Genomic DNA, 26,129 nt, shown 5'->3' on the forward strand with positions numbered 1-26,129 from the left:
GATGGCAATACAAACACATATCAATGTGACAGTAGATTTTAGTAAATGGAATGGAAATACATATGATTTGCGTATTCCGAATCATCAATCTATTAAATATTTATTGAAAAACTTATTAGATACGCTAAAGATTGATAATCATGAAGGTTCACATTTTGTAATTAAAGTGAAAAATAAGTCAATTGTTTTAACAGATAATGATCGTTTAATTGATCACCAAATAACAGATGGAGATATTTTGCAAGTTTTATAAAGAATATTTTTTACTTTTAGTTATTTGAAAATAAGTTATTACGGGTTATAAAGAAAAGGAGAAGAGGATAAACATGACGGAAAAAATAATTCAAATTGATGCAATGAACTATCAATTTCAAATAGAAAAAGAAAATTGGAAATTGGAGATGACCAAATCTCAAACACGTATAAAAGACTTCCGTCAATTCGATATAATTACGGGCGTATCATCTGAATTTGTACCATTAACAATAGAAGAAACGGATGATATGTTTACGTTTCTATATCAAGTAGATAAAAAATTATATAAGTGGGACGATCTTAGCCGTTTTAGAAGAAATGAGAAATTAAGACTACTTCGGAATGTTGCGCAGTTTCGTAAATATTTAAATAAACGAATCACGTTCTTTTTACATCCAGACAATATAGTTTTTAATGCTAATTTAATACCAAGTATTATACATAGAGGAATTCGAGATATTGTTCCGCCAACCCCGTTATTAGAAGAGCAGTTTTTAACACAATATAAGTGTCTAATTATTGCTTTATTCTCCCAAAAACATAACTTTGATGATTTGTATGCTGGGTTACTAAAAGATGCAAAAGAAACAACATTTGAACAGACCGTTGCTCAAATGGAAAGCTTAGATGCATTACTGCAGTTTCTTGATGACAGCTTTGAGAAGGAACAAACAAAAACAGAAAAAAATATGCAGTTAGTACCTAAAAAAAGCTATAAATCATTTAAATACTTAGCTTTTTCCTTCATAGCGGCGACAGTTATTTTAGCTGCTCCTTTAATATATTTCACTTTTATAAAATTTCCTTATCAAAATAAATTGTTAGAAGCAAATGCAAGTTTCATAGCAACTGATTATGACGAAGTCATTACGCAATTGAATGAGGAGGAGTTTGAATCATTACCGATTGCATCTAAATATGAGTTAGCATTTGCATACATTACAGCTGAAAAACTAGGTGAAGCTCAAAAGAAATCGATTATGAAAAACATTAGTTTGAAAAGTGATGAAAAGTATTTGCTGTATTGGATGTATAACGGAAAAGGTAATTTTGATAAATCATTAGATTTAGCTAAGACACTTGATGATCCTCAGCTTATTATGTACGGCCTTGTTAAACAAATTGAATCACTGAAAAATAATCCAGATTTATCAGGGGAAGAACGTGATCAAAAGTTAAAAACATATGAGCAACAATTAGATGAATATAAAAAGAAATATGGCAATTCATCAAGCGATAAAAATTTGTCGGACACGGAGAAAAAAGAGTAAGCACTTGATGAGACAGTTGAAAAGGAGCAGTGAACACGGATGGAGCAACTATTAGTATTGACTTATGGAGACAAAATATATAAGTGCACATTACATCCAAATGAGCAATCAATAGTGTCGATTGGAAAAGAGTGGACAAATGATATTACGAATCCAAGTTTAGAACAAGAAGTAGAGTTAAAGTGGAATAATGAAGTAAATGCTTGGATGGTACAGGATCAATTAATAGAATTCAATAAGGAAATTGAGATTGGGAAAACAAGAGATGTGAGCTTGAAAATCTTTATATCTATTGTTGACACAACTAAAGTGTTTGATATTGGAACGAAACATTCTCTTACAGTGAGTCAAAACGATTACGATGATATTTCTATTACCGGGACTAGTGTAGATTTAATGCTATCTCGCGAAACGTTGTACGATTCTTTTAAAGTGAACGTGTATGGCGGGGATGTATTTCATAATTATACGAAGTTAAAAGATAGCGTTATGTTGGAATCAGGAGACGTATTATATTTTAATGGTATTTTATTGGAGATTGGTAGTGAAGACATTCAAGTACTTTCTTCAGAAGATAAAGTGAAATCTGCGTTACCTATTTTAGTAGAATCAGAAACGAATTATCAAAGTGGTTATCCAGACTATCATCGTTCACCACGTATTATTTACCGTGAACCAGAAGAGAAAATGACAATTGCAAAGCCTTCAAGTATGCCATCAAAACCAACGGAGCATTTAGCAAGAATCATTGCACCTTCACTTGTCATGATTGTCGTAACCGTATTACTTGCTATTTTCATGAAATATGGAATGTTTATTATCGCATCGATTGCGATGACATTAGTAACAATCATTGTTTCTGTCACATCGTATATAAAAAATTTAAAGCAATATAAAGTCGATATTGTTGAACGAGATAAAAGCTATAGAGAGTATATAAAACAAAAAACGAAAGATTTACATGCAGAAAGTGAAAAACAGCGTCACGCATTACATTATCACAATCCAAATGTAGAAGTAATACGTAATATGGCAGTTCAAGTAAATCCTCGAATTTATGAAAAAACAATGTTACATCATGATTTCTTAACATTTAGCGTTGGAACAGGACAAGCTAATACGAGTTTTGAAATTCAATTTAATGAAGAAGAATTTAGTCAAACGAAAGATGAATTAATTGATATAGCACGTGAACTAAGACAGCGTTATCTATCGTTGGAAGATGTACCAGTTGTAACAGATTTAATGAATGGACCAGTCGGTTATATTGGTCAACGCTCTTTAGTGTTAGAGCAATTACAATTATTAGTTGCACAAACGGCTTTATTCCATAGTTATTATGACTTGCAGTTTATTACTATTTTTCCGGAAGAAGAAAAAGAAAAATGGGATTGGATGCGCTGGTTGCCTCATGGAAGTGTTCGCGATATAAATGTACGTGGATTTGTATACCATGATCGTAGCCGTGATCAAGTGTTAAATAGTTTGTATCAAATATTGAAAGAACGAAAATTAAAACTAGATGAAAAAAGTTCTACTAATGAAAAAATGTACTTTGCACCGCACTATGTCGTTCTCATTACAGATGAAAAACTAATATTAGACCATGTTGTTATGGAATTCTTTAATGATGATCCGAGTCAATTAGGTGTATCACTTGTATTTGTACAAGATGTTATGCAAAGTTTACCGGAGCATGTGAAAACGGTAATAGATATAAGAGATGCAAAACAAGGGAACATCATCTTAGAGCAAGGAGAACTTGTTAACCGTCAATTTAAACTAAATCATGTGCCAAAAGGATTCAATTTAGAAGATATTTCACGGGCATTAGCACCATTAAATCATTTGCAAAACTTAAAAAATAGTATTCCAGAAAGCGTAACATTTTTAGAAATGTACGGCGTTGAAAAAGTAAAAGAACTGAATATCACAAGTCGTTGGGAGAAAAATGCAGCGCATAAATCTTTAGCTGTACCACTTGGATTACGTGGTAAAGAAGATATCGTAAACTTAAACTTACACGAAAAAGCACACGGACCACACGGATTAATAGCAGGTACAACAGGTTCAGGTAAATCGGAAATTATACAATCGTATATTTTATCTCTAGCAGTCAATTTCCACCCGTACGAAGTAGCCTTTTTACTAATTGACTATAAAGGCGGCGGAATGGCGAATTTATTCAAAAACTTACCGCATTTATTAGGAACAATTACGAACTTAGATGGAGCGCAAAGTATGAGAGCGCTCGCATCAATTAAAGCTGAATTACAGAAAAGACAACGATTATTTGGTGAAAATGATGTAAACCATATTAATCAGTATCAAAAACTGTATAAAGAAGGCTTAGTAAGTGAGCCGATGCCGCATCTATTTTTAATTAGTGATGAATTCGCGGAATTGAAGTCAGAACAACCAGAGTTTATGAAAGAGTTAGTTTCAACAGCACGTATCGGTCGTTCGCTCGGAATCCATTTAATATTAGCTACGCAAAAACCGAGTGGTGTTGTAGATGATCAAATTTGGAGTAACTCGAAATTCAAACTAGCATTAAAAGTTCAAAATACGTCAGATAGTAATGAAATTTTAAAAACGCCAGATGCTGCTGAAATTACATTACCAGGACGTGCTTACTTACAAGTTGGGAATAATGAAATTTATGAACTATTCCAATCAGCCTGGAGCGGAGCAGACTATGTAGAAAACAAAGAGGATAAAGAACATTTAGACGCAACAATCTATGCAATAAATGATCTAGGACAATATGAAATATTAAGTGAAGATTTAAGTGGCCTTGGTAGCAGTAAAGAAGTAATAAGCGTACCATCTGAACTGGATGCTGTTATTGACTACATTCACGATTACGCAGAAATAAATGAAATTGAAGCGTTAGCTAGACCGTGGTTACCACCACTTCCAGAAAGCGTATATTTACAAGACTTACATGCAATTCAGTTCAAAGAAGCATGGACGAAAGAAAAGAAACCATTACAAGCAACAGTTGGTCTACTAGATCAGCCTGAATTACAATCACAAACACCATTAACATTAGATATTAGTAAAGACGGACACGTAGCGGTCTTCTCAAGCCCAGGCTACGGAAAATCAACATTCTTACAATCAGTCATTATGGATGTAGCTCGTCAGCATAGTCCGGAGCATTTGCATGTGTATTTAGTGGACCTTGGAACAAATGGTCTTCTACCTTTGAAAGGATTACCTCATGTAGCGGATACGATTACGATTGATGAATCTGAAAAATGTTTAAAGTTTGTTGAAAGATTAACTCAAGAAATGAAAAATCGTAAACGATTATTAAGTGAATATGACGTTGCAAATATTGAAATGTATGAAAAGGCAAGCGGGAAAGAAATACCACATATTATTATTGCAATCGACAATTATGATGCAGTAAAAGAAGCGAAGTTCTATGAAAGCTTTGAAATGCTAATTATGCAAATTGTCCGAGATGGTGCAAGTTTAGGAATTCATACCTTAATTAGTGCAGGGCGACAAAATGCACTTAGAATTCAATTGTACAATAATATTAAAATCCAAACTTGCTTATATATGATTGATCAAAGTGAAGTAGCTAGTATTGTAGGGAGATCTGATATAAAAGTGGAAGAAACAGCAGGAAGAGCGTTAATAAAACTAGAATCTCCTACATTATTCCAGGTTGCATTACCTACGAAAGCAGAAGATGAATTACAGCAAATTCAATTATTACAACAAGAAGCAAATGATATGGATCGAGAATGGGATGGAGAACGTCCGAAGGCAATTCCAATGATGCCAGAAGTGATTGATATTGCTACTTATCGTAAAAATAAAGACGTTACAAAAGCTCTACAAGCAGCAAGAATTCCAATGGGGCTTGATTTTGCAAACGTAGAAGTTGTAGCTCATGATATTGCAGTGAATGATCATTTAATGATTTATAGTGTAGATGAAAGTATGAGAAAACAAATTGTATCTAGCATCCTATCTCAATTGAATAAAGATTATTTTGAAAGTGTGACGTTGGTGGATACAGCAGAGTATAGTTTCGTTCAATATAAAGACGATGTGACGCACTACATTGTAGACGAAAATGAAATCAATATGCATGCGAAGTATTGGATGGAAGTAATTCGTGAACGAGCTTTTGAATTAGCACAAGCAAGACAAGAAGGTAGAGAAATTCCTGCATTCACAAAACAACTCATTATCATGACAAATGTTGAAGAGTTTAGTAAATTTGTTTATTTAGAAATGGAGGATGCAGCGACTTTAATTGATTTATCTCGTACAGTAGGTATTTACTTTGTATTAGCAGGTCACCACGACTACATGGACCGAAATCGTGAAGCTCTACCTATGAAAATGAGAAGTAAACTAACAGCAGCAATTATCGCAATGCCATTAAATGATCAAAGTATCTTCAATATAAAATATATAAGCAACGAAGCACCATTAGGTAAAGATGAAGTGTATTACTATCAAAAAGGGAACATAATGAAACTAAAAATGCCTAGAGTAACTAACGAGGTGACAGTATGAAATTAAAGAAGAAAGCTAAGGTGATGATAGTCGTGTCAATAGTGGCAAGTTTATTAAGTGGATGTGGTTTTGGAGAGACAAAGATAGAGTATGAGAGATTAGTAAAGGCGTTGGATGAAGGGGATATGAAGACGGTTATGTCTGCGAGTGATGATGGGTATGCGTATGTGAAAGAAGAGGTTAGGGATAGTACGTTTTGGGCGGAAAATGATAAACGCATTAACGTCGTATATCAAACGACAGGAGCGGTATACAATATCAAAGAAAAAAGGTTCTATGGGACAACTTTACAAGAAATTGCTAGTTCATTAAATAATGAGCAAAAAAAAGAAGAAACTATATATAGAACTAGTATTAAATATGAAGATAATCAATTGAAAAGTCCAGATCAAAGTTTGGATGTTTCGAATGTTCATTTTATATTTGATAGATTGAAGGGAATAGATAGTTTAAAACCCAAAAAAGATAAAAAAAGATTTAGTGAACCATCCAAGGTAACATATTACTTAACTGAATCGGAATTTCAAGAAATAATTAATGATAAGTTAAAGGTGGACTATGATAAATTTGATGAAGCAATATTATTATTGGAATTTAATTCGGCAAAAGATACAAAAGAAAATCCTATGGAATTCACTACGATAAGCATAACGATGGGGTATGAAAAAAAGAATAAAGAAGGTCAATTAATAAGACATGATCAAAAAATAGCAATCTATTTAAATACTAAAGAAGATAATAATGAAAATTCTAAAAACAAATATGAGGAGTATGAAAGACAATATATGAATAATAGGTAATGTATAAAATAGGAGGGAATAAGTGTGGGGAATAGTACAAATGATCTCCAAAGATTTAAAATAAACAGTGATGTAGGAAAATTAAGATTAGCAGCAGCTGATATTTATGCTTTTAATGAAAAAGAAGATGATTATAGTAATCCAGACCCAGGAAAAAATAAGAAAAGACTAGAAGATAACTTTGATGCCGAACTAATAGCAGAGGATGATCAACATCCTCAGACTGGTTTTGGGGCATACGCTCTAAAAGACAACCATACAGGTGAAATTTTTATAGTTTACGTTGGAACGCAACCGAGTCAAATAGGCGATTTAGCAACTGATGGAGCAATTGGACTGCATAATTTAACTAATTCACCTATATTTGGGTCATTAGCGGAGTTTCAGTATAGTCAAGCGGAAAGATTTTATGAAAAAGTCAAAGCGGATAATAAAGGAAAGAAGATAACTTTACTAGGGCACTCTTTAGGTGGCGGAGCAGCGAATACAGTTGCATTAAGACATCAAGAAGATAATATAAACGTATTAGCTTTAAATCCTGCGCCTGTTTTAAATAAAGATGTGGTTAAGTACGGATACGGGACCAATATGAAAAATTGCCGCAGTCTTATAAATGAATATGATCCTTTGTATGGCGCCATTAAAGCCGCAGATTTTGTAATACCTGGACAGGTTTATAAAATGGAAAATGGGGAAGGGCATTCTTTTTTATATGATCCAAAATTTTATTCTGGGAATGGGAATGTAGCAATAGATAAATTGAAAAAGGTTAGCGAAACAGGATTTGATTGGAAATTTGGTTTTTTAGAAATATCAGAATCTGCTGGGGACCTATATAAAGGAATCACTGGAAAAAAAACATTAAGTACAACAGAAGAAGTTGTAGTGGATTTAGTAGTAAATGGAACCCCAGTCAGTGCAATTCTAGTTGCAATAACAGTAGTGGGAGATACTAGTGCTCTAGCAACAAAAATAGCAAGTATAGGTGTAGAAACAGGAAAAAAAGCTTTGAAATTTAGTAAGGAAGTTATACTAGAAGTTAGAAATCAGGTAAATGCGGCTGTGGATTGGATAGAGAATAAATTAGCAAAATGTAAGGAAAAGGTACTTGAAGTGTTAGAATCAGTATTTAACGCAGCTGTAGATTTTTTAGTAGGATGCATTATTCTTTATTTATCACGTGATGAAATTATAACAATTGCAAAAGAAGTAGCATCTTCCCTTGTTCAAGATATTTTAGATGTATTTAAAGGTGACTTTGAAATTGATACAAATATTGCTTCAATTGCTGGAGATTATGTAAGAAGCCATCGCCAATCATTATTAAACTATTTTATGAATGATGGTAGTAGAGGGTTAAATCGTTCATTATTAGTAGAGATTTCCAGAGATGTGAACGAACTTTCAAATGATTTAAAAGAGTTAAGTCAAGACGTTACAGATGCGGTAATTTCTATGATAGCAAAAGATGAAGAGTTAGCTTCGGTTTCCTATTATTGATAAATGTTAAGGAAGGGGGAATGAGGATGGATTTACATATGATAATGTCGAGGGTTCATAGTACATTTCCGGACAGTGGTGGGCGAGATCAAATTATTAACGTTGTTATGCAACTTGAAAAAGCAGCTGTATCTTTGACAGGAGATATTAGAAGATTAGAAAGTAGTATTGATAATAGTTTGCAAGGTAAAACACGTGATGCTTTTATTGATCGTATCCGCCAATTAGAAAAAAGGCGACAAAAAATAGAAGAGAAAATTATCGTGTTAAAAGGATCGGTGAATTAATATGAAAGATTATATGGAGAAAGTTTTGCCTTTAGGAAGTGTAGTGAGGTTGAGTACTGAGGAAGAAAAAGATGTAGAGTATGTAATTACTACAAGAGGAATACTTCTCGATGAAGACACTTTCTATGATTATGGTGGGGTATTACACCCAGTAGGTTTGACGGCAGAGACATATAAATTATTCAATGACTTTGATATTTTAGAAGTGAAATTTGAAGGGTATAAAAATTCTATTGAAGGAAAATTTGCTCATAATTTTAAAATATGGCGAAATGAATTTGTAAAAACGATAAAGAACAAGGCTGAAAATAATAAGTAACAATTATTAATAAAACAAGGGCTATAATATATTTAGAAATAAATAGACTTTCCTCTTCCTACATGGAAAGAGGAAAGTCTATTTTTGATTGAATAAGAATCTAAATATCTAGTATTACGTGGGAACAACATGAAAAAGAACGTCAAGAATTTATAGCGAATAGAAAAAGAATAAAATAAAAGTTGAAATAACATTTGTAAATAATAGTCATAGACTGTTTTTATGGTGGAAATCTATTTGTGAAGAAATGAATCATTTTATCCTATATGATAAAAATGGTATATTTTGGTGTTTTTATAGTTAGGAAAATGTTATTCTAAAAGGAGTATGTTGGGTGAATCATAGACATAAGAAAAAGAAATCGAAACAAATAAGAAAAGAAGCTGTTCAGATAAAACCGATAGTAGAAGAAAAACCACTAAAGAAGAGTAGCAAAAAGTTAGTTGATATTCTTCTAGGTATTCTTCTTTTCCCAATTTTTATATGGGCTGTCTTGGAAGGTTCTACAACACAAGTAAGCAAAGGGAAGACTTTCCTTATTATCGTTTTCTTTCTCTTAATTGCAATAGGGCTATCTATGATAGGAAACAAATAAGGGGGAGTGCAGATGTTTAAGAAGAAGGAGAAAAAAACATTTACGTTAGATTGTTAAACACACAAGGGGAAATCATTCGAGAGTTTAATTGTACAGAAAAAGACTTGCGAAAAGTAAAAGAAAATGGTACTGAAATTCGTTTGGTTGGAGATAACTCATATGAGATGGTAGCAACCGATGAACAACTAGAAAAACTAGCAAGAGCTGAAGCAGAAATCGAAGCGGAAATTAAGGCATGGGAAGATGCTTTAAATGAGAGTTTGGATGAACGCGAAGAAAGAGAAGCGAGACAGAAGGAATTGAAAGAAAAGAATAAATGGAGTACAAAGAAGAAAGTAATCGTATTTGGACTGATATTCTTTGTATTTATTGGATTACCTATTATCGAAGGGTATCAAAATAGTAAATTAGTTGAAGAAGGTACATCATTACATGCAGAAATTGTAGGTAGGCATGTAGAGAAGGAATGCATGTTTACACACCCCACATTAGTAGTTGAGGTAGATGGTAAAAAGCATAATGTATGGGTAAGTGAAGAGACATATAAGGGAGCAGAGTGGTTAGGTAGACTAAAAGTCATCAAAACAAAAGATGGTAAAGTTGAGAAAGACCCTAGATATGAGGGTGAAGACTTAATTACGAGTTATTAAGCAGTAGGTTTTTAATATTCGCTTCTCTCAAATTAAATAACATTATTATTTGCAAAAATCGAATCCATTAAAATAAAAACAAATTTAAAATAACTGTAATAACCTCCTAGCATATTGTTGATGGGAGGTTATCACCTTTCTGAAGATAAAATTAAAGAGCTTTATTATCTCGATACAATTATGATGACAGTAATGTTTTTACTAAGTGAGTGCAGTTTCGGGGGAAACAAAAATAGAGTATGAGGGATATGCTTAAGTGAAAGAGAGAAGAATATTTAGAGCTTTTGAGGAGAACGAAGGCTATTTGAACTATCAAAAGTATTCTGATTATGTACGGTAATTAATGTAGAGGTAATATTATCTGAATATAGTTACGCAAAGATGAATGTACTTAAAAAGTTAGGAATGTAATGGGATTTTAGTGCCTGGAAATTATTTGAACTGTATAGAAGGTGAAAAACTGAATGTGGAACATAAAAGAAGAAGATTTAGATGGATTTCGAGTAACATGTAGCAGCCGTTTAAGTCCTGAGGGTACTTTAGGTTTTATGATAGGAACAATAGTGTACGTTTCAGTTATGATGTTTTTTCTTATTGGTACTTTAGTAACCTTTGGTTGGGATTACTATACTACTTTATTCGAAAAAACAATTGTTAAAATTGAACTTGTGCTATATAGCTTACAAATAATTTTTTTAATTCTATATTCATTTCCAAAAGCTCGATTTAAATTTCAAAAATTACAAACGATTGTTGTGTTATTATATGCATTTCAATTAGGTACAATATTATTCACGGCTTTAATTCTTCCTGGAATGTCTGATTATATAATCGACGGAATTACATTAGTATATGTAGGCTTCTTATTTATAGGAGCAGTGATTCTTCATATTGTGACAACGATTGATACGTTTAAACAGGCAAGTGAAGGTGCATTTAGTATGAATGAAAGATCCGCTCCCTTTTTTAGTAAAACAAAAGGAGCTATGATGAAAGTAGCTTTAATATACGCATTAATCCTACTTGTTTTGATTTATTTTCATAATGATTATGCGATTGATACTTTGATTGGATATGTAATAGGTACTGTTTTACTGTACACAGTAGCCGTTGGTGCAGCAGAATTCCAGCTATTGGTGTACTGTAGATTCAAATTTAAATCATTCAATATGACTTGGGAAGAAAATGAGAGAATGCGTGGGAAAACTCGAAAACAAAATAAAAAATCCAAATCGAAAAGTAAATAAGAGTGACATAGAATTGATGTGAATGAAAATTATTTAAACTGTATAGAAGGTGAAAAACCGAATGTGGAATATAAAATAAAAAGATTTAGATGAATTTAAAATAACATGTAGAAATCGTTTAAGTCCAGAACGCTCCATGGTGTTTATACTTGGCGCAACTGTTTATAGTTCATTATTCATGCTTTTTATTTTTGGAGCATTAGTTAAATTTGGCTGGGGTTATTATCCAAATCTCTTTGACAAAATAATTGTTAGTATTGAATTAGTTTTATATACCTTGCAAGTAATCTTTTTCATTCTATATCTATTTCCAAAAGTTCGTTTTAAATGTCAAAAGTTGCAAGCGCTTGTGATATTATTATGTACATTTCAGCTGGGAACTATAGGATTCACATTGTTTATACTTCCAGCAATTTCAAATTATTCGATTGATCAAATTACATTATTGTATGTGGGTTTATTGTTTCTAGGAGCAGTTTTTGTTCATCTGGTGACCACAATTGATACCTTTAAACAAGCAGAGAGTGGAGCATTTAGTATGGATGAAAGGGTAGCTTCATTTTTTAGTAAAACAAAAAACAACGTAATGATTGGTGTTACGGTATATGCACTAATCCTTCTTATTTTAATTTATTTTCATAATGATTATGAAACAGAGATATTAGTAGGGTATATAGCAGGAACTCTTGTAATGTACGCGGTAGCCATAGGTGCAGCAGAGTTCCAATTATTAGCCTATTGTAGATTTAAATTTCCATCATTTTATATTTCATGGGAGGAACACGAAAGGGAACGTCAGAAAAGACTAAAGCTTTATGAAGAGAAGGAAAAAAGAAAACTAAAGAAATAAAATAAGTTTTGGTTTCTGAAAATTCGAATAGAATATATAAGCAATTAAGGATTGTATATAAATCAATGCTATTAAAAATTAAAGTATCTTCAATATAATCTGTATGAGTTAATAAATACCGGTAAGTAAAGGTGAACTATATTACTATCAAAATGGGAATGTAATGAACCTAAAAATGCCTAGAGAAATCAGCGGGGTGTCAGTATGAAGTTAAAGAAGAAAGCTAGGATGATGATAGTTCTGTTAATAGTATCAAGTTTATTAAGTGGATGTGGTTTTGGGGAGACGAAGATAGAGTATGAGCCATTTGTCAAAGCTTTGGATGAAGGTGACATGAAAACGGTTATGTCTGCGAGTGATGATGGATATGCGTATGTGAAACAAAGAGGTATATATAGTACATATGAGCAAAAGGAAGATGGAGAGCACAGTAAAACAATCTATCAAACTTCGAAAGGCATATATAATACGAAAGATAAAAGTTTATATGGAAATACAACACAAGAAATTACCTCGGAAGTAGATAATAAAAATTATAAAGAAGAAGTTAATTATAGTACAAATATTATGTATAAAAATGAAAAGGTGCAAAGTCCGGATTCAAATCTAGATGTTTCATACGTGAACTTAATTGTAGATCGTTTAAAAGGAATAGGGAAACTAAAGATGAAGCCCAAAGGTGATATAAAAAAGTTTGATCAACCTAGTACTGTTGGATACAAATTAACTGAATCAGATTTTCAGAGCATTATTAATGATAACTTGAAAATACAATATGATGAATATGGTGGTGGATCAATCGCATTGCATATAGATTCTAAAAATGGCTTAGAGCAGATATTACAAGTAAGTATCGTAATGAATTATAAGAAGAGAAATGATGAAGGCAAGTTAGTAAAATATATATCACAGATACACACATATTTTGATAGTCAGCAAGGTAATAATCAGGATGCGAGACAGGAATATATTGATTTTAAAGTAAAGTATAATAAGAAGCAGTAATATTAAGAAGGGCATTTGCACGTAAAGATAATAGTGACATAAGTGAGATAAATCTTTCATAAATATTTCTATTTGTAGCGGAAAGAATTTGAGAATAAACAGGTAGCCTCAATTGCTGGAGTAGATGCAACAATTGGGGCGTTTATCTGTCTAAATTTAGTTTGAATGCATACCATTTTTTAGTTAGAGTCCTCGCTCCTCAAGTAGTTTCTTCATAACAACGGTGTGAAGTTTTTGTGTAATCGGCTTTTATTGCTAAGTTACAACTATTTCCTCTTATAGAGTACTTCTTATTATCGATACATCGTCCACATTCCAATGTCTTTAAATCCTAGTCGTTTATAAATTCGTCCAGCAGCTGGATTGTTATAAAATAAACAAAGTGTTCGGTCTTCTTTCATAAAGTCTTGGATCATTTTTTGTAATATGAGTGAAGCGTAACCATTTCCGCGATAATTCGGGTGTGTACATACACCAACTACCATAGCGGATAATGAATTTTCAGCGGAAGTAGAGGCGGATGCGATGATCACGCCATCTTTTTCAATATAGTATGTGCGTCCTGTATTTGTTTCGATAGCCTGCCTTAATATTTTCTCTGATTCATTGGTAGTCGGAAATTCAGCGATGTCACTTCGTAATTTCATAATTCGCTCTATATCATCTAGTGAGGCAAGTTTAATTGTTTCATGAATTGGTGTGCTAGGTAAGTTGTTGTCATTTAGACATTCGCAAAAATACATTTCATTTTTAGTACCTAGTTGTATATTTGAAGCAGTTTCAAATTGTTCTACGATAGTTGACTTACCAGAGAGTTTAAGTGGCTTATATGCGGAAAGAAGTGCCTCATAATCAGTGGTAATAAATTCTTCTTTACTATAGGGTATAAATGAATCGTGGAATCGGAGTAGAATTGATTTTAATGTTCCATTCTCTTTAAATACTCCCCATAATTCTTGAAAATCTGTGTCATAACCGAAAGCTTCAATATCTCCAATAATAAACAAGTTAAGGGCTGCTTCTTCTTTTAGATAAGCGAATACTTGTTCATGATCTTTCTTTGTTAATTTTCGCATCATAACGAATCGATCTCTTTTTTATTTTTCTAAATATTATAACTTAAGTTTTTTGAAATCAATATAAAATTTTATGTTTAGTTCACAAACTTTCGGAAAAACTAGGAAAGATATGACAAAGGAGGTTATGAACGGTGGATCATCCAATTCAAGGGTTAATGAAAGCAGCAATGGAAAATTTAAAAGAAATGGTTGATGTAAATACGATTGTTGGAGAGCCTGTTCAAACGGCTGACGGTGGTGTGGTGTTAACTGTTTCTAAAGTAGCGTTCGGTTTTGGAGCAGGAGGTTCTGATTTCCAAACGAATGATGGACAAAGAGCGAACGGTAACCCTGCATTTGGTGGCGGTAGCGCGGGTGGTGTTTCGATTACACCAGTAGCATTTCTTGTGGTGAATAAAGATGGAGTAAATATTCTGCATCTACAAAATGCGACACATTTAGCAGAAAAAATGATTGAATTAGCTCCACAAACAATTGATAAAATTCAATCGATGTTCCAAAAAGAAGAAAAGAAAGAGGGAAATCATCATCATCATCAAAACCCTGATGAAATCCTTTAAAAACGCCTGCTTATGAGCAGGCGTTTTTTCTTGTAATCACTATGTAATAAAACACATGAAATTGTAAATAGTTTTTGAAGTTTTTTCTATGTTTCTAAAATTTTTCATGTTAAAATATGCTATAGAATTGAAACATATAAAACGAAGGTGGCTAGGTGCTTTGTCTGGAGGATCTGACCAAGTAAAGAATATGATATATATTAATGGTAATCGTCGAGGTCATTGTTTTATTACATCAGGAATTACGTTTAAAGAGTTTGCGAGTAACATCCCTTCACCGCTTCATCAAGTGTTGCTTTTAAAGCACAACTTTGAATGGACGGATTTTCATTATCATACTTTATTTGAATATGTTGAGGAAGAAAATATACATAAGTTAATTCAAGCAGAGATTGATGAATTTGATGAATTTTGTTGGGTAGATTTTGATGATGCAAGCGATTTAGATGAATTAGAGCCGAAAGAAATTGCAGAATTATTATATTTGGCTCACAAAAAAGAACCACTTGCAAGAACATTCTTTCCGCTGTTGAAAAATAGATTTGTTTATTTTTCACATGATGACGGATGGTACAACAAAGTGTATTATCGTAGAATTGCTGATTTTGTAGGAATGTTAAGTAAAGTCATTCCGTATAAACTCGGTGCTTTCGGTAAGAAACGTTTTTCTTTCTTCCAAAAATCAAAAATTTTCCCAGCGATTTCAAAAGAATTGATTATGGGACTTATTCCACTAATGGAAGATGGTCTTTACATAGATCTAGCAGGGAAGATTGAGTCAAGAAGAGGTCTTGAAATTCCGGTATATGTAGTTGGTTCGTATGAAAGTACGGATGAGGTGTTAGATAATATCGATGAATTGAAAGAGGAAGCAACAGAAACAGGTTGGCTCATTTTTGATAAGAAAGAACAAGAGTGGCAATGGGTTGTTGACTAAGAAAACTTGGCGTATGAAGTCAAGTTTTCTTGTCATTTGAAAGGAGTACAAATGAAGAAATATTATACAATTGTGGGTATTATAAGTATTATTCTCGTGGCAATATTACTTATAACTTGTCCGAAAGAATCAGATTTTAAAGTGTATGTACAGGATAAGTATGCGTTGAATTGTAATGAGAGTAGTTTTGAATGCACGCAAAATGTAGATGGTAAAAAAGAAAAACTACAATTTGAAAGTACAGATGCACGAAATGGTGTATTCTTTATGACTGTAAAGCAAACATTTAAAACAGAAGCTGGTGTTTCAAAAGAATATAGCGGAGTAGGAATGTTTGGTACATTTCTTTTTGTTTCAGAGAAGACTTTCTAGTAATAGAAGGTCTTTTTTTTATGCTTATGTTCATATAGATGAAGTAAGACAAGCATAGGAGGGGTATTGATGAAGAACACATGTATTGTTTGTGGCGGTGAGGAGTTTTTTTCCTCAACGTTATATGCACGTACGAAACAAGATTGGGCATATGCACCAAACATGTATCGATTTGAAAAAGTATTTATTGAGCATCGAGATGAAGAAAATTATCCAGTGTTTCAAGAAATTACAGCGAAACATTGTTGTGGATGCGGCCATATTATGTTGTATCATGAATGAACACACCAAGCATGACTTGGTGTGTTTTTTTAAAACGCTGACAAAGCAAGCGGATAAAATAAAGTGAATAAAACAGAAAAACTACCAAAACCAATTGCTGTATATCCAAGTGTTCTTGCTCCGAAATTGACAGCTAATAGACCAACTAAAATTGCTAGGGAGCCGAGCGTAACTGGATAAAAAGCAATGGAGAATAACGAAAGAAATAAAGCGACATAGCCTACCATTGCACCGGTATTTGTACCTTCTATCTCATTTGCAATTTCTTTACGCTTATGTCTAATTGGAATGCCAGCTGGTGATATTTCAGCTGCATACTCTTCGTTTTTTTCACCACTTTTAAAATGATGATTTCTCTTTCTTCGCATGTACATCCCTCTCTTTCAATTGGGTGTACCTATAGTATCTTTCATAAAGAGAAGAACATGAGTATGAGTTAAACCCAAGTAAAGCAAAAATTGGAGAATAAAGATTCCTTCATTAGCATGTATATCTCCTTATGAAGATAAAACAGGAATTTTGGAAAATGATATAGAATGAAATGAGTGATAAAGCGTGAAGGTAGGGGAATGTATGACGAAATTTAATTGGCATGAATCAGCAGAAAAGAAATGGGATAGTAGCGCAGAGTTTTGGAATCAAAATAGTCAAGAGATGTGGGACAGTGGTAGCAGAAGTACAATTATTCCGTTTTTTGAACAATACGTGAAGAAAGAAGCACAAGTGCTCGATGTTGGTTGTGGTGATGGGTACGGTACATATAAATTAAGTAGCGCAGGCTATAAAGCAGTGGGAGTAGATTTATCGGAAGTGATGATTCAAAAAGGTAAGGAGCGCGGAGAAGGACCGAATTTATCTTTTATAAAAGGAGATCTTTCTGCATTACCATTTGAAAATGAGCAATTTGAATCAATTATGGCAATTAATTCTTTAGAATGGACGGAAGAGCCATTACGAGCGTTAAATGAAATAAAGCGTGTGTTAAAGAAAGATGGATATGCATGTATTGCAATTTTAGGGCCGACAGCAAAGCCACGAGAGAACAGTTATCCTCGCTTGTATGGAAAAGACGTTGTTTGTAATACGATGATGCCTTGGGAATTTGAACAGTTAGCGAAAGAACAAGGTTTTAAAGTTATAGATGGCATCGGCGTATATAAGCGCGGAGTAAATGAGAAGATGTTAGGTCAACTACCTACAGAGTTACAACAATCGTTAACATTCTTATGGGTATTTATGTTAAAAAACGTATAAAGAAATGAAAGAATTTTTAGGAGGTAAATAAGTGCAGAAAATACAAAAAACTGATACAATATCATCAGAACCAATTAAAGGGGGACTAGGGTATATGACAACTACTACAACAGTGAAATCCGATATTGAAATCGCACAAGAAGCGAGTATGAAGAAGATTCAAGAAATTGCAGCTGATTTAAATATTTTAGAAGATGAATTAGAGCCATACGGGCATTATAAAGGTAAGTTATCTCTTGATATTTTTAAGCGCTTACAAGATGAGAAAGACGGTAAAGTTGTTTTAGTAACAGCGATTAACCCAACTCCAGCTGGAGAAGGTAAATCAACAGTAACAGTTGGTTTAGGTCAAGCTTTTAACAAAATTGGTAAGAAAACAGTAATTGCACTTCGTGAACCATCTCTTGGACCGACGATGGGATTAAAAGGTGGAGCAGCAGGTGGCGGTTTTTCACAAGTCGTACCAATGGAAGACATTAACCTTCACTTTACTGGAGATATCCATGCGATCACAACTGCCAATAACGCATTAGCAGCGTTTATTGATAATCATATCCAACAAGGAAACACACTTGGAATTGATACGCGTAAAATTGTTTGGAAACGCTGTGTTGACTTAAATGATCGTGCCCTTCGTAACGTAGTAATTGGTCTGGGTGGACCTGTACAAGGTGTACCACGTGAAGACGGTTTTGACATTACAGTAGCATCTGAAATTATGGCCGTGTTCTGCCTTGCAACAGATATTCAAGACTTAAAAGCGCGTCTATCTCGCATCGTAGTTGCTTATAACTTTGCAAATCAACCTGTAACGGTTAAAGATTTAGGTGTAGAAGGTGCGTTAACACTATTATTAAAAGACGCATTAAAGCCGAACTTAGTACAAACGTTAGAAAATACACCAGCTATCATTCATGGCGGACCATTTGCGAATATCGCTCACGGTTGTAACAGTGTTATCGCTACAACAATGGCAGCAAAATTAGGTGATTATGTTATTACAGAGGCTGGATTCGGTGCTGATTTAGGTGCTGAGAAGTTTTTAGATATTAAAGCTCGTGCAGCTGGCATTAAACCAGAAGCAGTTGTTATTGTTGCGACGATTCGTGCGCTTAAAATGCATGGCGGCGTTGCAAAAGATCAATTAAAAGAAGAAAATGTAGATGCATTAGCAAAAGGTATGGAAAACTTACAGAAGCATGTTGAAACAATTCAAAGCTTCGGTGTGCCTTTCGTAATTGCAATTAATAAATTCATTACAGATACAGATGCAGAAGTTACATACTTACAAGAGTGGTGTAATGAGCGTGGCTATGCAGTATCCTTAACAGAAGTTTGGGAGAAAGGTGGCCAAGGCGGAGTTGACCTTGCTGAAAAAGTACTAAAAGAAATCGAAAAAGGTGAAAACAACTACGCACCACTTTATGAATTAGAATTACCATTAGAAGAAAAAATTCGTACAATTGCTCAAAAAGTATATGGCGCAAAAGATATTGAATTTGCTCCGAAAGCACGTAAGCAATTAGCTCAATATGAAGGAGAAGGTTGGAGTAATCTACCAGTTTGTATGGCGAAAACACAATACTCTCTTTCTGACGATGCAACAAAATTAGGTCGTCCATCTGACTTTATCGTTACAATTCGTGAGCTAAAACCATCGATCGGTGCAGGCTTTATCGTTGCGTTAACAGGTACAATGTTAACAATGCCAGGTCTTCCAAAACAGCCAGCAGCACTTCAAATGGATGTAAATGAAGATGGAAAAGCAGTAGGTTTATTCTAAAAGGTTGTAATTCATCTCGTTTATCTGTAAACTATATATACATCAAGTGGCGCCTTTCCATCGAAAGGCGCCTGTTTTTTGGAGGAAATTATGTTTGATCCAACTGCTTTTGACAATTTAAAAGTAATCGTAGAAGGTGCTGTGTATGATTTTGATCTACATGGAGATATTCTTGTAACAGATCGAAAAGATATGATGGATCTTGCTTCATTAAGTCGTATATATCATATCTCATTTCAATTAACAGAACCGTTTGAACCATTAGTAGAAGCAACATTTTCATTATCTGTGGATGCAAAGAACTTGTCTGGTGAAATACTAGAAGTGCCTCAGTTTACACCAGGTTGTGAGATGAAGCTAGCATTTTCATTCCCGTTAGAACAACCAGAAGTAAAATGTGAAGAAATTGAAACATTAATGCGTTCTATATGGGGAAAAGAAAGAATGATTATGCAGAAAGTTTCATACGAATATAATAAGCAAGCGATTTCATATCATAATAAGGTAGAGGTTCTATTTCAAAAAGCGATTACAGAAGACCATGTTGATGATTTAATAGCTGTTATTTCACACATGATAGAAACGGTGCGAACAATACAGCATTTTCTTCAAAAATAGAGATAAAGGAGAAAAACAAATGATAAAAGATATGCAACCATTTTTACAACAAGCTTGGGAGAAGGCTGGTTTTAAAGAGTTAACTGAAATTCAAAAACAAGCGATTCCAACTATTTTAGAAGGACAAGACGTTATAGCTGAATCTCCAACTGGAACAGGAAAAACATTAGCGTACTTATTACCCCTTTTACATAAAATTAATCCTGAAGTAAAACAGCCACAAGTTGTTGTTTTAGCGCCAACACGTGAACTTGTAATGCAAATTCATGAAGAGGTTCAAAAGTTTACAGCAGGAACTGAAATTTCAGGTGCATCTTTAATTGGTGGTGCAGATATTAAGCGCCAAGTTGAAAAATTAAAGAAACACCCAAGAGTAATTGTCGGTTCACCAGGCCGTATTTTAGAATTAATTCGTATGAAAAAGCTAAAAATGCATGAAGTAAAAACAATTGTATTTGATGAGTTTGATCAAATTGTAAAGCAAAAAATGATGGGCGCAGTGCAAGATGTAATTAAATCAACGATGCGCGATCGTCAATTAGTATTCTTCTCGGCGACAATGACAAAAGCGGCAGAAGATGCGGCACGTGATTTAGCAGTGGAACCACAATTAGTACGTGTAACACGTGCAGAATCAAAAAGCTTAGTTGAGCATACGTATATCATTTGTGAGCGACGCGAAAAAAATGATTACGTAAGAAGAATTATGCATATGGGCGATGTAAAAGCAGTTGCGTTCTTAAACGACCCATTCCGTTTAGATGAAATTACTGAGAAATTGAAATTCCGTAAAATGAAAGCAGCAGCTCTTCATGCAGAAGCAAGTAAACAAGAGCGTGAAGCGACAATGCGTGCTTTCCGCGGAGGGAAATTAGAAATTCTACTTGCTACTGATATTGCAGCACGCGGTATCGATATTGACGATTTAACACACGTAATTCATTTAGAGTTACCAGACACAGTAGACCAATATATTCACCGCTCAGGACGTACTGGACGTATGGGTAAAGAAGGAACTGTCGTGTCTCTTGTAACACCACAAGAAGAGCGTAAATTACTACAATTTGCGAAAAAACTAGGCATCGTATTTACGAAGCAAGAAATGTTCAAGGGATCATTTGTAGAAACGAAACCGAAAGCACCAAAGAAAAAGAAACCAGCATTTACTGGGAAGAAAAAGCCTAGATAAATGATAGGGAAGGCGTAACCATTTGTAGTTACGTCTTTTTTGTTTGTAAACAAGCGATAATGGGAATTGTATTAGTGTTTTTAATGTGCCTATCATATATATGCTTCTACTGGGAGTATCGAAAAAAGGGTAGTTTATTTATTTGGTTTATACGAGGAAATAATATAAAAAAAGTCGAATATTAAACTGACACGAAATAATAAAAAGAAGGTACACATATGGATAGGAAATTAGGAATGTTTTTAAATACGAAACATATTGAAGTAAACGAAGGAATACAAAAAGCAAGGGAATGGGATTTAGAATATATTCAATTATATGCTATGAATAAAAACTTTAACTTAGCTAATATCTCAATGGTAGAATGGAATGCTTTAAAGAAAAGCTTATCTTTTAATGGAATAAAGATTCCATCATTAGCAATTAGTTTTGGAGAAAATGGAATTATGGGAATAGAAGCTGAGAGTGCAATAGATCAGTTTAAATATATTACTGACAGAGGTTTGGGGCTTGGGGCAAAGATCATAACAGCTCATATTGGAAAAGTTCCAGATGATGAAAAAAGTGCCTACTATGATAAAATGCTACGTGTTTGTAATGAAATAGGGGACTTAGCGTTCAGATTTGGAGGATTCTTCGCCATTGAGACGGGATCTGAAAAAGCAATAGTATTAAAACGATTTTTAGAAACTGCAAACTCGAAAGGACTAGCTGTTAACTTTGACCCAGCAAATATAATAAGTGATGTAAATGAAAATCCGGGAGAAGGTTTATTACTATTAAAAGATTATATAGTACAAACTCATATTAAAGATTGTAAAGAAGTGAAAAATGATCGTTCAACTAAGTATATAGAAGTCGCAGCAGGGAATGGTGAAGTAGATTTCGATATATTCTTCAAAGTATTAGATAAAATTGGATTCGACGGATATAACATGATTGAAAGAAATGATTATTTTGATGAACTGGATGGGATGAGTCAGTCGATAAATTTTGCAAAGAAGTACATACCAACTCAAAAGGAATAACGATAGTATTTGTAGAAAGCTACATAGAATATAAAAACCATTAGGGGGAAATGTAATGATCCATAAAGTAGGACAAATTATGTTATATGTAAATAATCAAGATGAGGCAGTAAATTTTTGGACGGAAAAGGTAGGGTTTCATGTAGTAGCAGAGGAAGATAACAAGCAAGGAATGAGATGGATTGAAATTGCTCCGACTAACGGTGCAGAAACGAGCATTATATTACATAATAAAGAAGTTATTTCTAAAATGAGCCCAGAATTGAATCTTGGTACACCGTCCTTAATGTTCTTCTCAGAAAATCTTGATCAATTATATACAGATTTAACAAACAAAAATGTTACTGTTGGAGAAATGGTAACTATGCCTTCTGGTAAAGTGTTTAACTTTGCTGATAGCGAAGGGAATTATTTTGCGGTTATGGAGAAGAACCAATAATAATATTGCTATGTGAAAATCCCCCTCAAATATATTTGAGGGGGATTAAATTTTTGAAGTGGATTTTTCATTAGAGAGTTGTTTAATAAAAAATACTCCTTTTTCAATCGCTGTCTCAATATAGCCAACGATTTGGTCAAACGTAAATACTTGTAAGTCTTCATGCAAATATTGCTTTGGATACAACATATCTTCAAAAAGATACTTTCGAAAAGCTAAAACGTTTTCTTTAGAAACCTCTTCAATATCCACAATGTGAGCCTCTTGATTGAGAAGAGAGAAAAGCTGTTGTTCTTGATCGTAATGATGAAGCAACTTTGCATTTAACAATTTAAAATCGTTATAGTACAGGGGTGCGATAGTTTCGTCATTCTCTATTCTATTTTTTAGCCAAGGTAGAAAAAATCCACTTAGCCAATTATCATCGGCGATGAGATGGGTATAATAGCCTAAAATAAATGGGGAATTTATATGTGATTCATATTTATGAAAAAATGAATCATAATCTATTCTTCTCGTATAGTTCTTCGTTGTACCGGCATAAAAATGTGAGGTTCCTTTTTCTTTTTTTGAATGAACAGCATCAGGGGCTACAGCTCCAAGTAAGAAAGAAGTCTTATCGTGAATAGATAGTTTCTCAGCAATACCGTTAGCGATAATAACATGCATAATTCGTGATCCCATGAATGCCACCTCTGTTTCCAGTATTCATTTCAGGAAGAGGACTGAACAGTTAGTATTACTTTCCCTGTACTTTTTCTACTTTCGACCCATTCATGTGCTTTCCCTGCATCTTGAAGTGGAAAAGATTTCGTAGCCTTAATTTGTAAACGTCCGTCACGCAAATAACGGAAAACTTCATTTGCAGTTTCTTGGAGCAGTTCAGGACGCTTTTTTCGTGTGGTTCCAAAGCTAAAACCGAGTATAGAGCGGCAACTTGCATGTAAATCTTTCGTTTGAAAGTTACCAATTTCACCGCTAGCATTACCGAAATGAACGAGGCGACCGTAATAAGCAAGGCAGTTTAAACTTCTTTCAGAAACCGTTCCAGAAATAGAGTCTAAAATTACATCAACCCCTTCACCATTTGTCAGTTCATTGACTTTCTCTACAAAATCTTCATCTTGATGACAAATAACATAATCAGCTCCAGCATCTAAAGCAATTTCTTTTTTTGCTTCACTTCCGACAGTGCCTATAACTGTTCCAGCCTCTAATAGTTTAGCAAGTTGAATAGCAGTAGTGCCAATTCCGCCAGCAGCCGCATGAATGAGTACAGATTCACCTTGTTGAAGCCTTGCAACATTTGCGAGTAAATTATAGCTTGTAAAAGATACGATTGGACAAGCGGCTGCAGTTTGAAAGTCAACTTCATGGGGTAATACGAAAGTAAGATTTTCATTTGCAACAACGTATTCTGCGTAAGATCCATTTTGAGGAAAAGCAATGACACGTTGTCCAGGGTGAATATTTTTCACATGAGAACCGACACGTTCTACAATACCAGTGGCATCTATACCTAGAATAAAAGGTAGTGCTTTATTTCCTTTTTTACCATAACGTGATTTAATATCAGCGAAATTTACACTAGTAGCAACTACGCGAATTAAAACTTGATCTTCTGAAATAGCCGGTATATCAAAATCTGTATATTTCATCACTTCAGGACCACCGAACGACGTTACAACGATAGCTTTCATTATATGTCCTCCTAAATTTGACTATATAAATTATTTTAAATCTTTATCAGAAATTGGAAAATTATATAATAGTTATGTGTGGTTATAAGTGAAGCTTATGAACTCAGTGGATCATTATATTAATTTATATAAAAAACTTTTTCGGAAAAATCGAACGAAATATGAATTACCTGCCAATATATAGTGTAAGACAAAGGAGGGCTGGAATATGAAGGGTGAAATAGATTACGCACATTTAATTCAATTAACTTTATCAGGCAATAAAGAAGCGTATAGCGAATTGTATGATGTAACGATTCAAGAAGTATATAAAACAGCACATTTTTTAATTGAAGATAAAACGGATGTAGATGATGTCGTTCAAGAAGTATACATACAGCTATATGAATCGCTTCGTAAATATGATAGCGAGAAGCCATTTCGCCCTTGGCTAATTGGGCTTGCGATTAAACAAATTCATTCTTATAGAAGAAAGAGGTGGATGCGACTACGAATTATAAAAAAAGCAGAAGAGCAAAGAAAGCCAGTGCAAATTGATTTTTCTAACGATGTTGTAAGTAAAATATCAAACCAAAAACTAATCGAACTCATTCATAAATTACCGTATAAATTGAAACAAGTTATTATCTTAAGATACTTACACGATTATTCACAAGAAGAAGTAGCACAAATATTACATATTCCAATCGGTACAGTGAAATCTAGAATTCATGCGGCATTAAAGAAACTACGTCAAAAAGAGCAAGTAGAAGAAATTTTTTTAGGAGAGGTAGGGAATGTGAAATGAGTTTAGATTGTAGAGTTAGGGAATCTATACAAGAAGAAGCAAAGGGTATTGTTGCCCCGCCGGATTTAAAAGAAAAAGTAATCGTGCAAATAAAAATGAAGCACGGCGGGAGTAAGAGGAAGAAACGCCTTATCGCAGGAGTACTTGCAGCAGCTCTTTTAATCCCGACGACAGGTTTTGCGTACCAATCTATTATGGCGGATGGTATATATGGATCTTTTGAGAATTTAAAAAAACATGCCGGAGCAATGACATTAGAAACGTATATGCGTTTTAATGCAAAATTATCAGAAGCGAAAGATGAAATGGGTGCGAAGGAATATGAAGAGTTTACAAAAGAACTGAAAAAATTAACTAATGCAAAGCTTGCGTACGGAGATTCGAACGGTAATATAGATTATGATGGATTATCACCAGCAAAAAGAGAAGAAATGAAAAAGGTAAGTATGGGCCTTCAACCATACTTTGATAAATTAAATGGTCATAAATCTAGTAAAGAAGTATTAACGCAAGAAGAGTTTGATCGCTATATGGAAGCTTTAATGACACATGAAATAGTACGAGTGAAGACAAAATCAACTGGTGCAATAAAAATAGAAGAAGTACCTGAGGCGTACAAAGAAAGATTTATTAAAGCGGAGCAGTTTATGGAGTATGTAGATGAAAAGGTGCGATAAGTAGAAAAGCTCAAAGCTTTCTTTCGTTTAACTATTACATATTGATTATGTAAACAATAAAAAATGAGTATACAATCTACGTGATTGTATACTCATTTTA

The 26,129-nt window shown here is 33.7% G+C and carries 27 protein-coding genes and 2 pseudogenes; 25 read left to right on the forward strand and 4 right to left on the reverse strand.

Annotated features, from left to right (window positions below):
* The first annotated feature begins 1 nt into the window (after position 1).
* From C3Y97_RS10070 to C3Y97_RS10125, 13 genes and pseudogenes are all read left to right on the forward strand, one after another.
* Entirely contained in the window at positions 2-253 is a 252-nt protein-coding gene (locus tag C3Y97_RS10070) for an EsaB/YukD family protein (RefSeq protein WP_001007571.1), read from the forward strand.
* 73 nt (positions 254-326) lie between these two features.
* Entirely contained in the window at positions 327-1,526 is a 1,200-nt protein-coding gene (gene essB / locus C3Y97_RS10075; protein WP_136363336.1) for a type VII secretion protein EssB, read from the forward strand.
* 39 nt (positions 1,527-1,565) lie between these two features.
* A pseudogene (locus C3Y97_RS28455) lies at positions 1,566-1,847 on the forward strand (FtsK/SpoIIIE N-terminal domain-containing protein); the annotation flags it as partial.
* Positions 1,842-6,071, forward strand: a pseudogene (gene essC / locus C3Y97_RS10080) (type VII secretion protein EssC); the annotation flags it as partial. The pseudogenes C3Y97_RS28455 and essC, both read left to right, overlap by 6 nt.
* Positions 6,068-6,871, forward strand: coding sequence for a DUF3952 domain-containing protein (locus C3Y97_RS10085; RefSeq protein ID WP_061673126.1), 804 nt, complete (start codon positions 6,068-6,070; stop codon positions 6,869-6,871). The pseudogene essC and the gene C3Y97_RS10085, both read left to right, overlap by 4 nt.
* A 24-nt stretch (positions 6,872-6,895) precedes the next feature.
* Positions 6,896-8,371 carry an alpha/beta hydrolase family protein gene (locus C3Y97_RS10090; protein ID WP_078420703.1) on the forward strand — a complete coding sequence of 492 codons (1,476 nt, stop codon included), beginning with the start codon at positions 6,896-6,898 and terminating at the stop codon, positions 8,369-8,371.
* Between the two features lie 26 nt (positions 8,372-8,397).
* Positions 8,398-8,658, forward strand: coding sequence for a hypothetical protein (locus C3Y97_RS10095; protein ID WP_000363091.1), 261 nt, complete (start codon positions 8,398-8,400; stop codon positions 8,656-8,658).
* 1 nt (position 8,659) lies between these two features.
* A complete protein-coding gene (locus C3Y97_RS10100; RefSeq protein ID WP_000656387.1) occupies positions 8,660-8,977 on the forward strand; it encodes a DUF4176 domain-containing protein in 318 nt (105 codons plus the stop codon).
* Positions 8,978-9,311: 334 nt separating this feature from the next.
* Complete coding sequence (locus tag C3Y97_RS10105) at positions 9,312-9,572, forward strand: hypothetical protein (protein WP_016122376.1); 261 nt, start codon at positions 9,312-9,314, stop codon at positions 9,570-9,572.
* A gap of 104 nt (positions 9,573-9,676) precedes the next feature.
* Complete coding sequence (locus C3Y97_RS10110; protein ID WP_136363735.1) at positions 9,677-10,222, forward strand: hypothetical protein; 546 nt, start codon at positions 9,677-9,679, stop codon at positions 10,220-10,222.
* A gap of 464 nt (positions 10,223-10,686) precedes the next feature.
* Positions 10,687-11,469, forward strand: a complete 783-nt coding sequence (locus C3Y97_RS10115) for a hypothetical protein (RefSeq protein ID WP_078404096.1) — start codon at positions 10,687-10,689, stop codon at positions 11,467-11,469.
* 100 nt (positions 11,470-11,569) lie between these two features.
* Positions 11,570-12,319, forward strand: a complete 750-nt coding sequence (locus C3Y97_RS10120) for a hypothetical protein (protein WP_240691061.1) — start codon at positions 11,570-11,572, stop codon at positions 12,317-12,319.
* 204 nt (positions 12,320-12,523) lie between these two features.
* Positions 12,524-13,324 carry a DUF3952 domain-containing protein gene (locus C3Y97_RS10125; protein WP_000768483.1) on the forward strand — a complete coding sequence of 267 codons (801 nt, stop codon included), beginning with the start codon at positions 12,524-12,526 and terminating at the stop codon, positions 13,322-13,324.
* Between the two features lie 293 nt (positions 13,325-13,617).
* On the opposite strand, the gene C3Y97_RS10130 is transcribed toward C3Y97_RS10125, so the two are convergent.
* Entirely contained in the window at positions 13,618-14,403 is a 786-nt protein-coding gene (locus C3Y97_RS10130) for a GNAT family N-acetyltransferase (protein ID WP_000984753.1), read from the reverse strand.
* Between the two features lie 131 nt (positions 14,404-14,534).
* On the opposite strand from C3Y97_RS10130, the gene ytfJ reads away from it, so the two are divergent.
* The 4 genes from ytfJ (at position 14,535) to C3Y97_RS10150 (ending at position 16,554) form a co-directional block, all read left to right on the forward strand.
* Complete coding sequence (gene ytfJ / locus C3Y97_RS10135) at positions 14,535-14,963, forward strand: GerW family sporulation protein (protein ID WP_000349990.1); 429 nt, start codon at positions 14,535-14,537, stop codon at positions 14,961-14,963.
* 160 nt (positions 14,964-15,123) lie between these two features.
* The gene (locus tag C3Y97_RS10140) at positions 15,124-15,900 is read left to right on the forward strand and encodes an oxalate:formate antiporter (RefSeq protein WP_000014087.1); all 777 of its coding nucleotides are present in this window, start codon (positions 15,124-15,126) and stop codon (positions 15,898-15,900) included.
* A 51-nt stretch (positions 15,901-15,951) separates the two neighbouring features.
* Complete coding sequence (locus tag C3Y97_RS10145; protein WP_000761174.1) at positions 15,952-16,272, forward strand: hypothetical protein; 321 nt, start codon at positions 15,952-15,954, stop codon at positions 16,270-16,272.
* Positions 16,273-16,341: 69 nt separating this feature from the next.
* On the forward strand, positions 16,342-16,554 hold the full coding sequence (locus C3Y97_RS10150; protein ID WP_000798747.1) for a hypothetical protein: 213 nt from the start codon (positions 16,342-16,344) through the stop codon (positions 16,552-16,554).
* A 29-nt stretch (positions 16,555-16,583) separates the two neighbouring features.
* On the opposite strand, the gene C3Y97_RS10155 is transcribed toward C3Y97_RS10150, so the two are convergent.
* Positions 16,584-16,922, reverse strand: a complete 339-nt coding sequence (locus tag C3Y97_RS10155; protein ID WP_001253200.1) for a hypothetical protein — start codon at positions 16,920-16,922, stop codon at positions 16,584-16,586.
* Positions 16,923-17,127: 205 nt separating this feature from the next.
* Between C3Y97_RS10155 and C3Y97_RS10160 the strand changes: the two genes are divergently transcribed.
* From C3Y97_RS10160 to C3Y97_RS10185, 6 genes are all read left to right on the forward strand, one after another.
* Positions 17,128-17,808, forward strand: a complete 681-nt coding sequence (locus C3Y97_RS10160) for a class I SAM-dependent methyltransferase (RefSeq protein WP_000160049.1) — start codon at positions 17,128-17,130, stop codon at positions 17,806-17,808.
* 94 nt (positions 17,809-17,902) lie between these two features.
* Complete coding sequence (locus C3Y97_RS10165; RefSeq protein WP_014482011.1) at positions 17,903-19,591, forward strand: formate--tetrahydrofolate ligase; 1,689 nt, start codon at positions 17,903-17,905, stop codon at positions 19,589-19,591.
* A gap of 90 nt (positions 19,592-19,681) precedes the next feature.
* Positions 19,682-20,209 carry a hypothetical protein gene (locus C3Y97_RS10170; protein WP_000460219.1) on the forward strand — a complete coding sequence of 176 codons (528 nt, stop codon included), beginning with the start codon at positions 19,682-19,684 and terminating at the stop codon, positions 20,207-20,209.
* Positions 20,210-20,228: 19 nt separating this feature from the next.
* Positions 20,229-21,398, forward strand: a complete 1,170-nt coding sequence (locus tag C3Y97_RS10175) for a DEAD/DEAH box helicase (RefSeq protein WP_000588613.1) — start codon at positions 20,229-20,231, stop codon at positions 21,396-21,398.
* 218 nt (positions 21,399-21,616) lie between these two features.
* On the forward strand, positions 21,617-22,426 hold the full coding sequence (locus C3Y97_RS10180; RefSeq protein ID WP_000375203.1) for a sugar phosphate isomerase/epimerase family protein: 810 nt from the start codon (positions 21,617-21,619) through the stop codon (positions 22,424-22,426).
* A gap of 55 nt (positions 22,427-22,481) precedes the next feature.
* Positions 22,482-22,865 (forward strand): VOC family protein, encoded by a 384-nt coding sequence (locus C3Y97_RS10185; protein ID WP_000581478.1) that lies wholly within the window; start codon positions 22,482-22,484, stop codon positions 22,863-22,865.
* 45 nt (positions 22,866-22,910) lie between these two features.
* Here C3Y97_RS10185 and C3Y97_RS10190 read toward each other — a convergent pair whose 3' ends face one another.
* Entirely contained in the window at positions 22,911-23,549 is a 639-nt protein-coding gene (locus tag C3Y97_RS10190) for a zinc dependent phospholipase C family protein (RefSeq protein ID WP_000535623.1), read from the reverse strand.
* Positions 23,550-23,578: 29 nt separating this feature from the next.
* Positions 23,579-24,565, reverse strand: coding sequence for a quinone oxidoreductase family protein (locus tag C3Y97_RS10195; RefSeq protein WP_000644620.1), 987 nt, complete (start codon positions 24,563-24,565; stop codon positions 23,579-23,581).
* Positions 24,566-24,773: 208 nt separating this feature from the next.
* Between C3Y97_RS10195 and C3Y97_RS10200 the strand changes: the two genes are divergently transcribed.
* Positions 24,774-25,352, forward strand: coding sequence for a sigma-70 family RNA polymerase sigma factor (locus tag C3Y97_RS10200; RefSeq protein ID WP_000675556.1), 579 nt, complete (start codon positions 24,774-24,776; stop codon positions 25,350-25,352).
* Positions 25,349-26,029, forward strand: a complete 681-nt coding sequence (locus C3Y97_RS10205) for a DUF3600 domain-containing protein (RefSeq protein ID WP_000050673.1) — start codon at positions 25,349-25,351, stop codon at positions 26,027-26,029. Before C3Y97_RS10200 ends, C3Y97_RS10205 begins: the two co-directional genes overlap by 4 nt.
* Positions 26,030-26,129: the final 100 nt, after the last annotated feature.

Source organism: Bacillus sp. DU-106 (genome assembly GCF_004799705.1).
Taxonomy (GTDB): Bacteria; Bacillota; Bacilli; order Bacillales; family Bacillaceae_G; genus Bacillus_A; species Bacillus_A cereus.

Bases quoted from the DNA above. Each gene is read 5' to 3' on its own strand.
- C3Y97_RS10180 (WP_000375203.1), top strand. From the start codon at position 21,617: ATGGATAGGAAATTAGGAATGTTTTTAAATACGAAACATATTGAAGTA.
- C3Y97_RS10160 (WP_000160049.1), top strand. From the start codon at position 17,128: ATGACGAAATTTAATTGGCATGAATCAGCAGAAAAGAAATGGGATAGT.
- C3Y97_RS10115 (WP_078404096.1), top strand. From the start codon at position 10,687: ATGTGGAACATAAAAGAAGAAGATTTAGATGGATTTCGAGTAACATGT.
- C3Y97_RS10190 (WP_000535623.1), bottom strand. From the start codon at position 23,549: ATGGGATCACGAATTATGCATGTTATTATCGCTAACGGTATTGCTGAG.
- C3Y97_RS10155 (WP_001253200.1), bottom strand. From the start codon at position 16,922: ATGCGAAGAAAGAGAAATCATCATTTTAAAAGTGGTGAAAAAAACGAA.
- C3Y97_RS10200 (WP_000675556.1), top strand. From the start codon at position 24,774: ATGAAGGGTGAAATAGATTACGCACATTTAATTCAATTAACTTTATCA.
- C3Y97_RS10125 (WP_000768483.1), top strand. From the start codon at position 12,524: ATGAAGTTAAAGAAGAAAGCTAGGATGATGATAGTTCTGTTAATAGTA.
- C3Y97_RS10170 (WP_000460219.1), top strand. From the start codon at position 19,682: ATGTTTGATCCAACTGCTTTTGACAATTTAAAAGTAATCGTAGAAGGT.
- C3Y97_RS10185 (WP_000581478.1), top strand. From the start codon at position 22,482: ATGATCCATAAAGTAGGACAAATTATGTTATATGTAAATAATCAAGAT.
- C3Y97_RS10095 (WP_000363091.1), top strand. From the start codon at position 8,398: ATGGATTTACATATGATAATGTCGAGGGTTCATAGTACATTTCCGGAC.
- C3Y97_RS10085 (WP_061673126.1), top strand. From the start codon at position 6,068: ATGAAATTAAAGAAGAAAGCTAAGGTGATGATAGTCGTGTCAATAGTG.
- C3Y97_RS10150 (WP_000798747.1), top strand. From the start codon at position 16,342: ATGAAGAACACATGTATTGTTTGTGGCGGTGAGGAGTTTTTTTCCTCA.
- C3Y97_RS10130 (WP_000984753.1), bottom strand. From the start codon at position 14,403: ATGATGCGAAAATTAACAAAGAAAGATCATGAACAAGTATTCGCTTAT.
- C3Y97_RS10165 (WP_014482011.1), top strand. From the start codon at position 17,903: ATGACAACTACTACAACAGTGAAATCCGATATTGAAATCGCACAAGAA.
- C3Y97_RS10145 (WP_000761174.1), top strand. From the start codon at position 15,952: ATGAAGAAATATTATACAATTGTGGGTATTATAAGTATTATTCTCGTG.
- C3Y97_RS10195 (WP_000644620.1), bottom strand. From the start codon at position 24,565: ATGAAAGCTATCGTTGTAACGTCGTTCGGTGGTCCTGAAGTGATGAAA.
- C3Y97_RS10205 (WP_000050673.1), top strand. From the start codon at position 25,349: ATGAGTTTAGATTGTAGAGTTAGGGAATCTATACAAGAAGAAGCAAAG.
- C3Y97_RS10070 (WP_001007571.1), top strand. From the start codon at position 2: ATGGCAATACAAACACATATCAATGTGACAGTAGATTTTAGTAAATGG.
- C3Y97_RS10175 (WP_000588613.1), top strand. From the start codon at position 20,229: ATGATAAAAGATATGCAACCATTTTTACAACAAGCTTGGGAGAAGGCT.
- C3Y97_RS10100 (WP_000656387.1), top strand. From the start codon at position 8,660: ATGAAAGATTATATGGAGAAAGTTTTGCCTTTAGGAAGTGTAGTGAGG.
- essB (WP_136363336.1), top strand. From the start codon at position 327: ATGACGGAAAAAATAATTCAAATTGATGCAATGAACTATCAATTTCAA.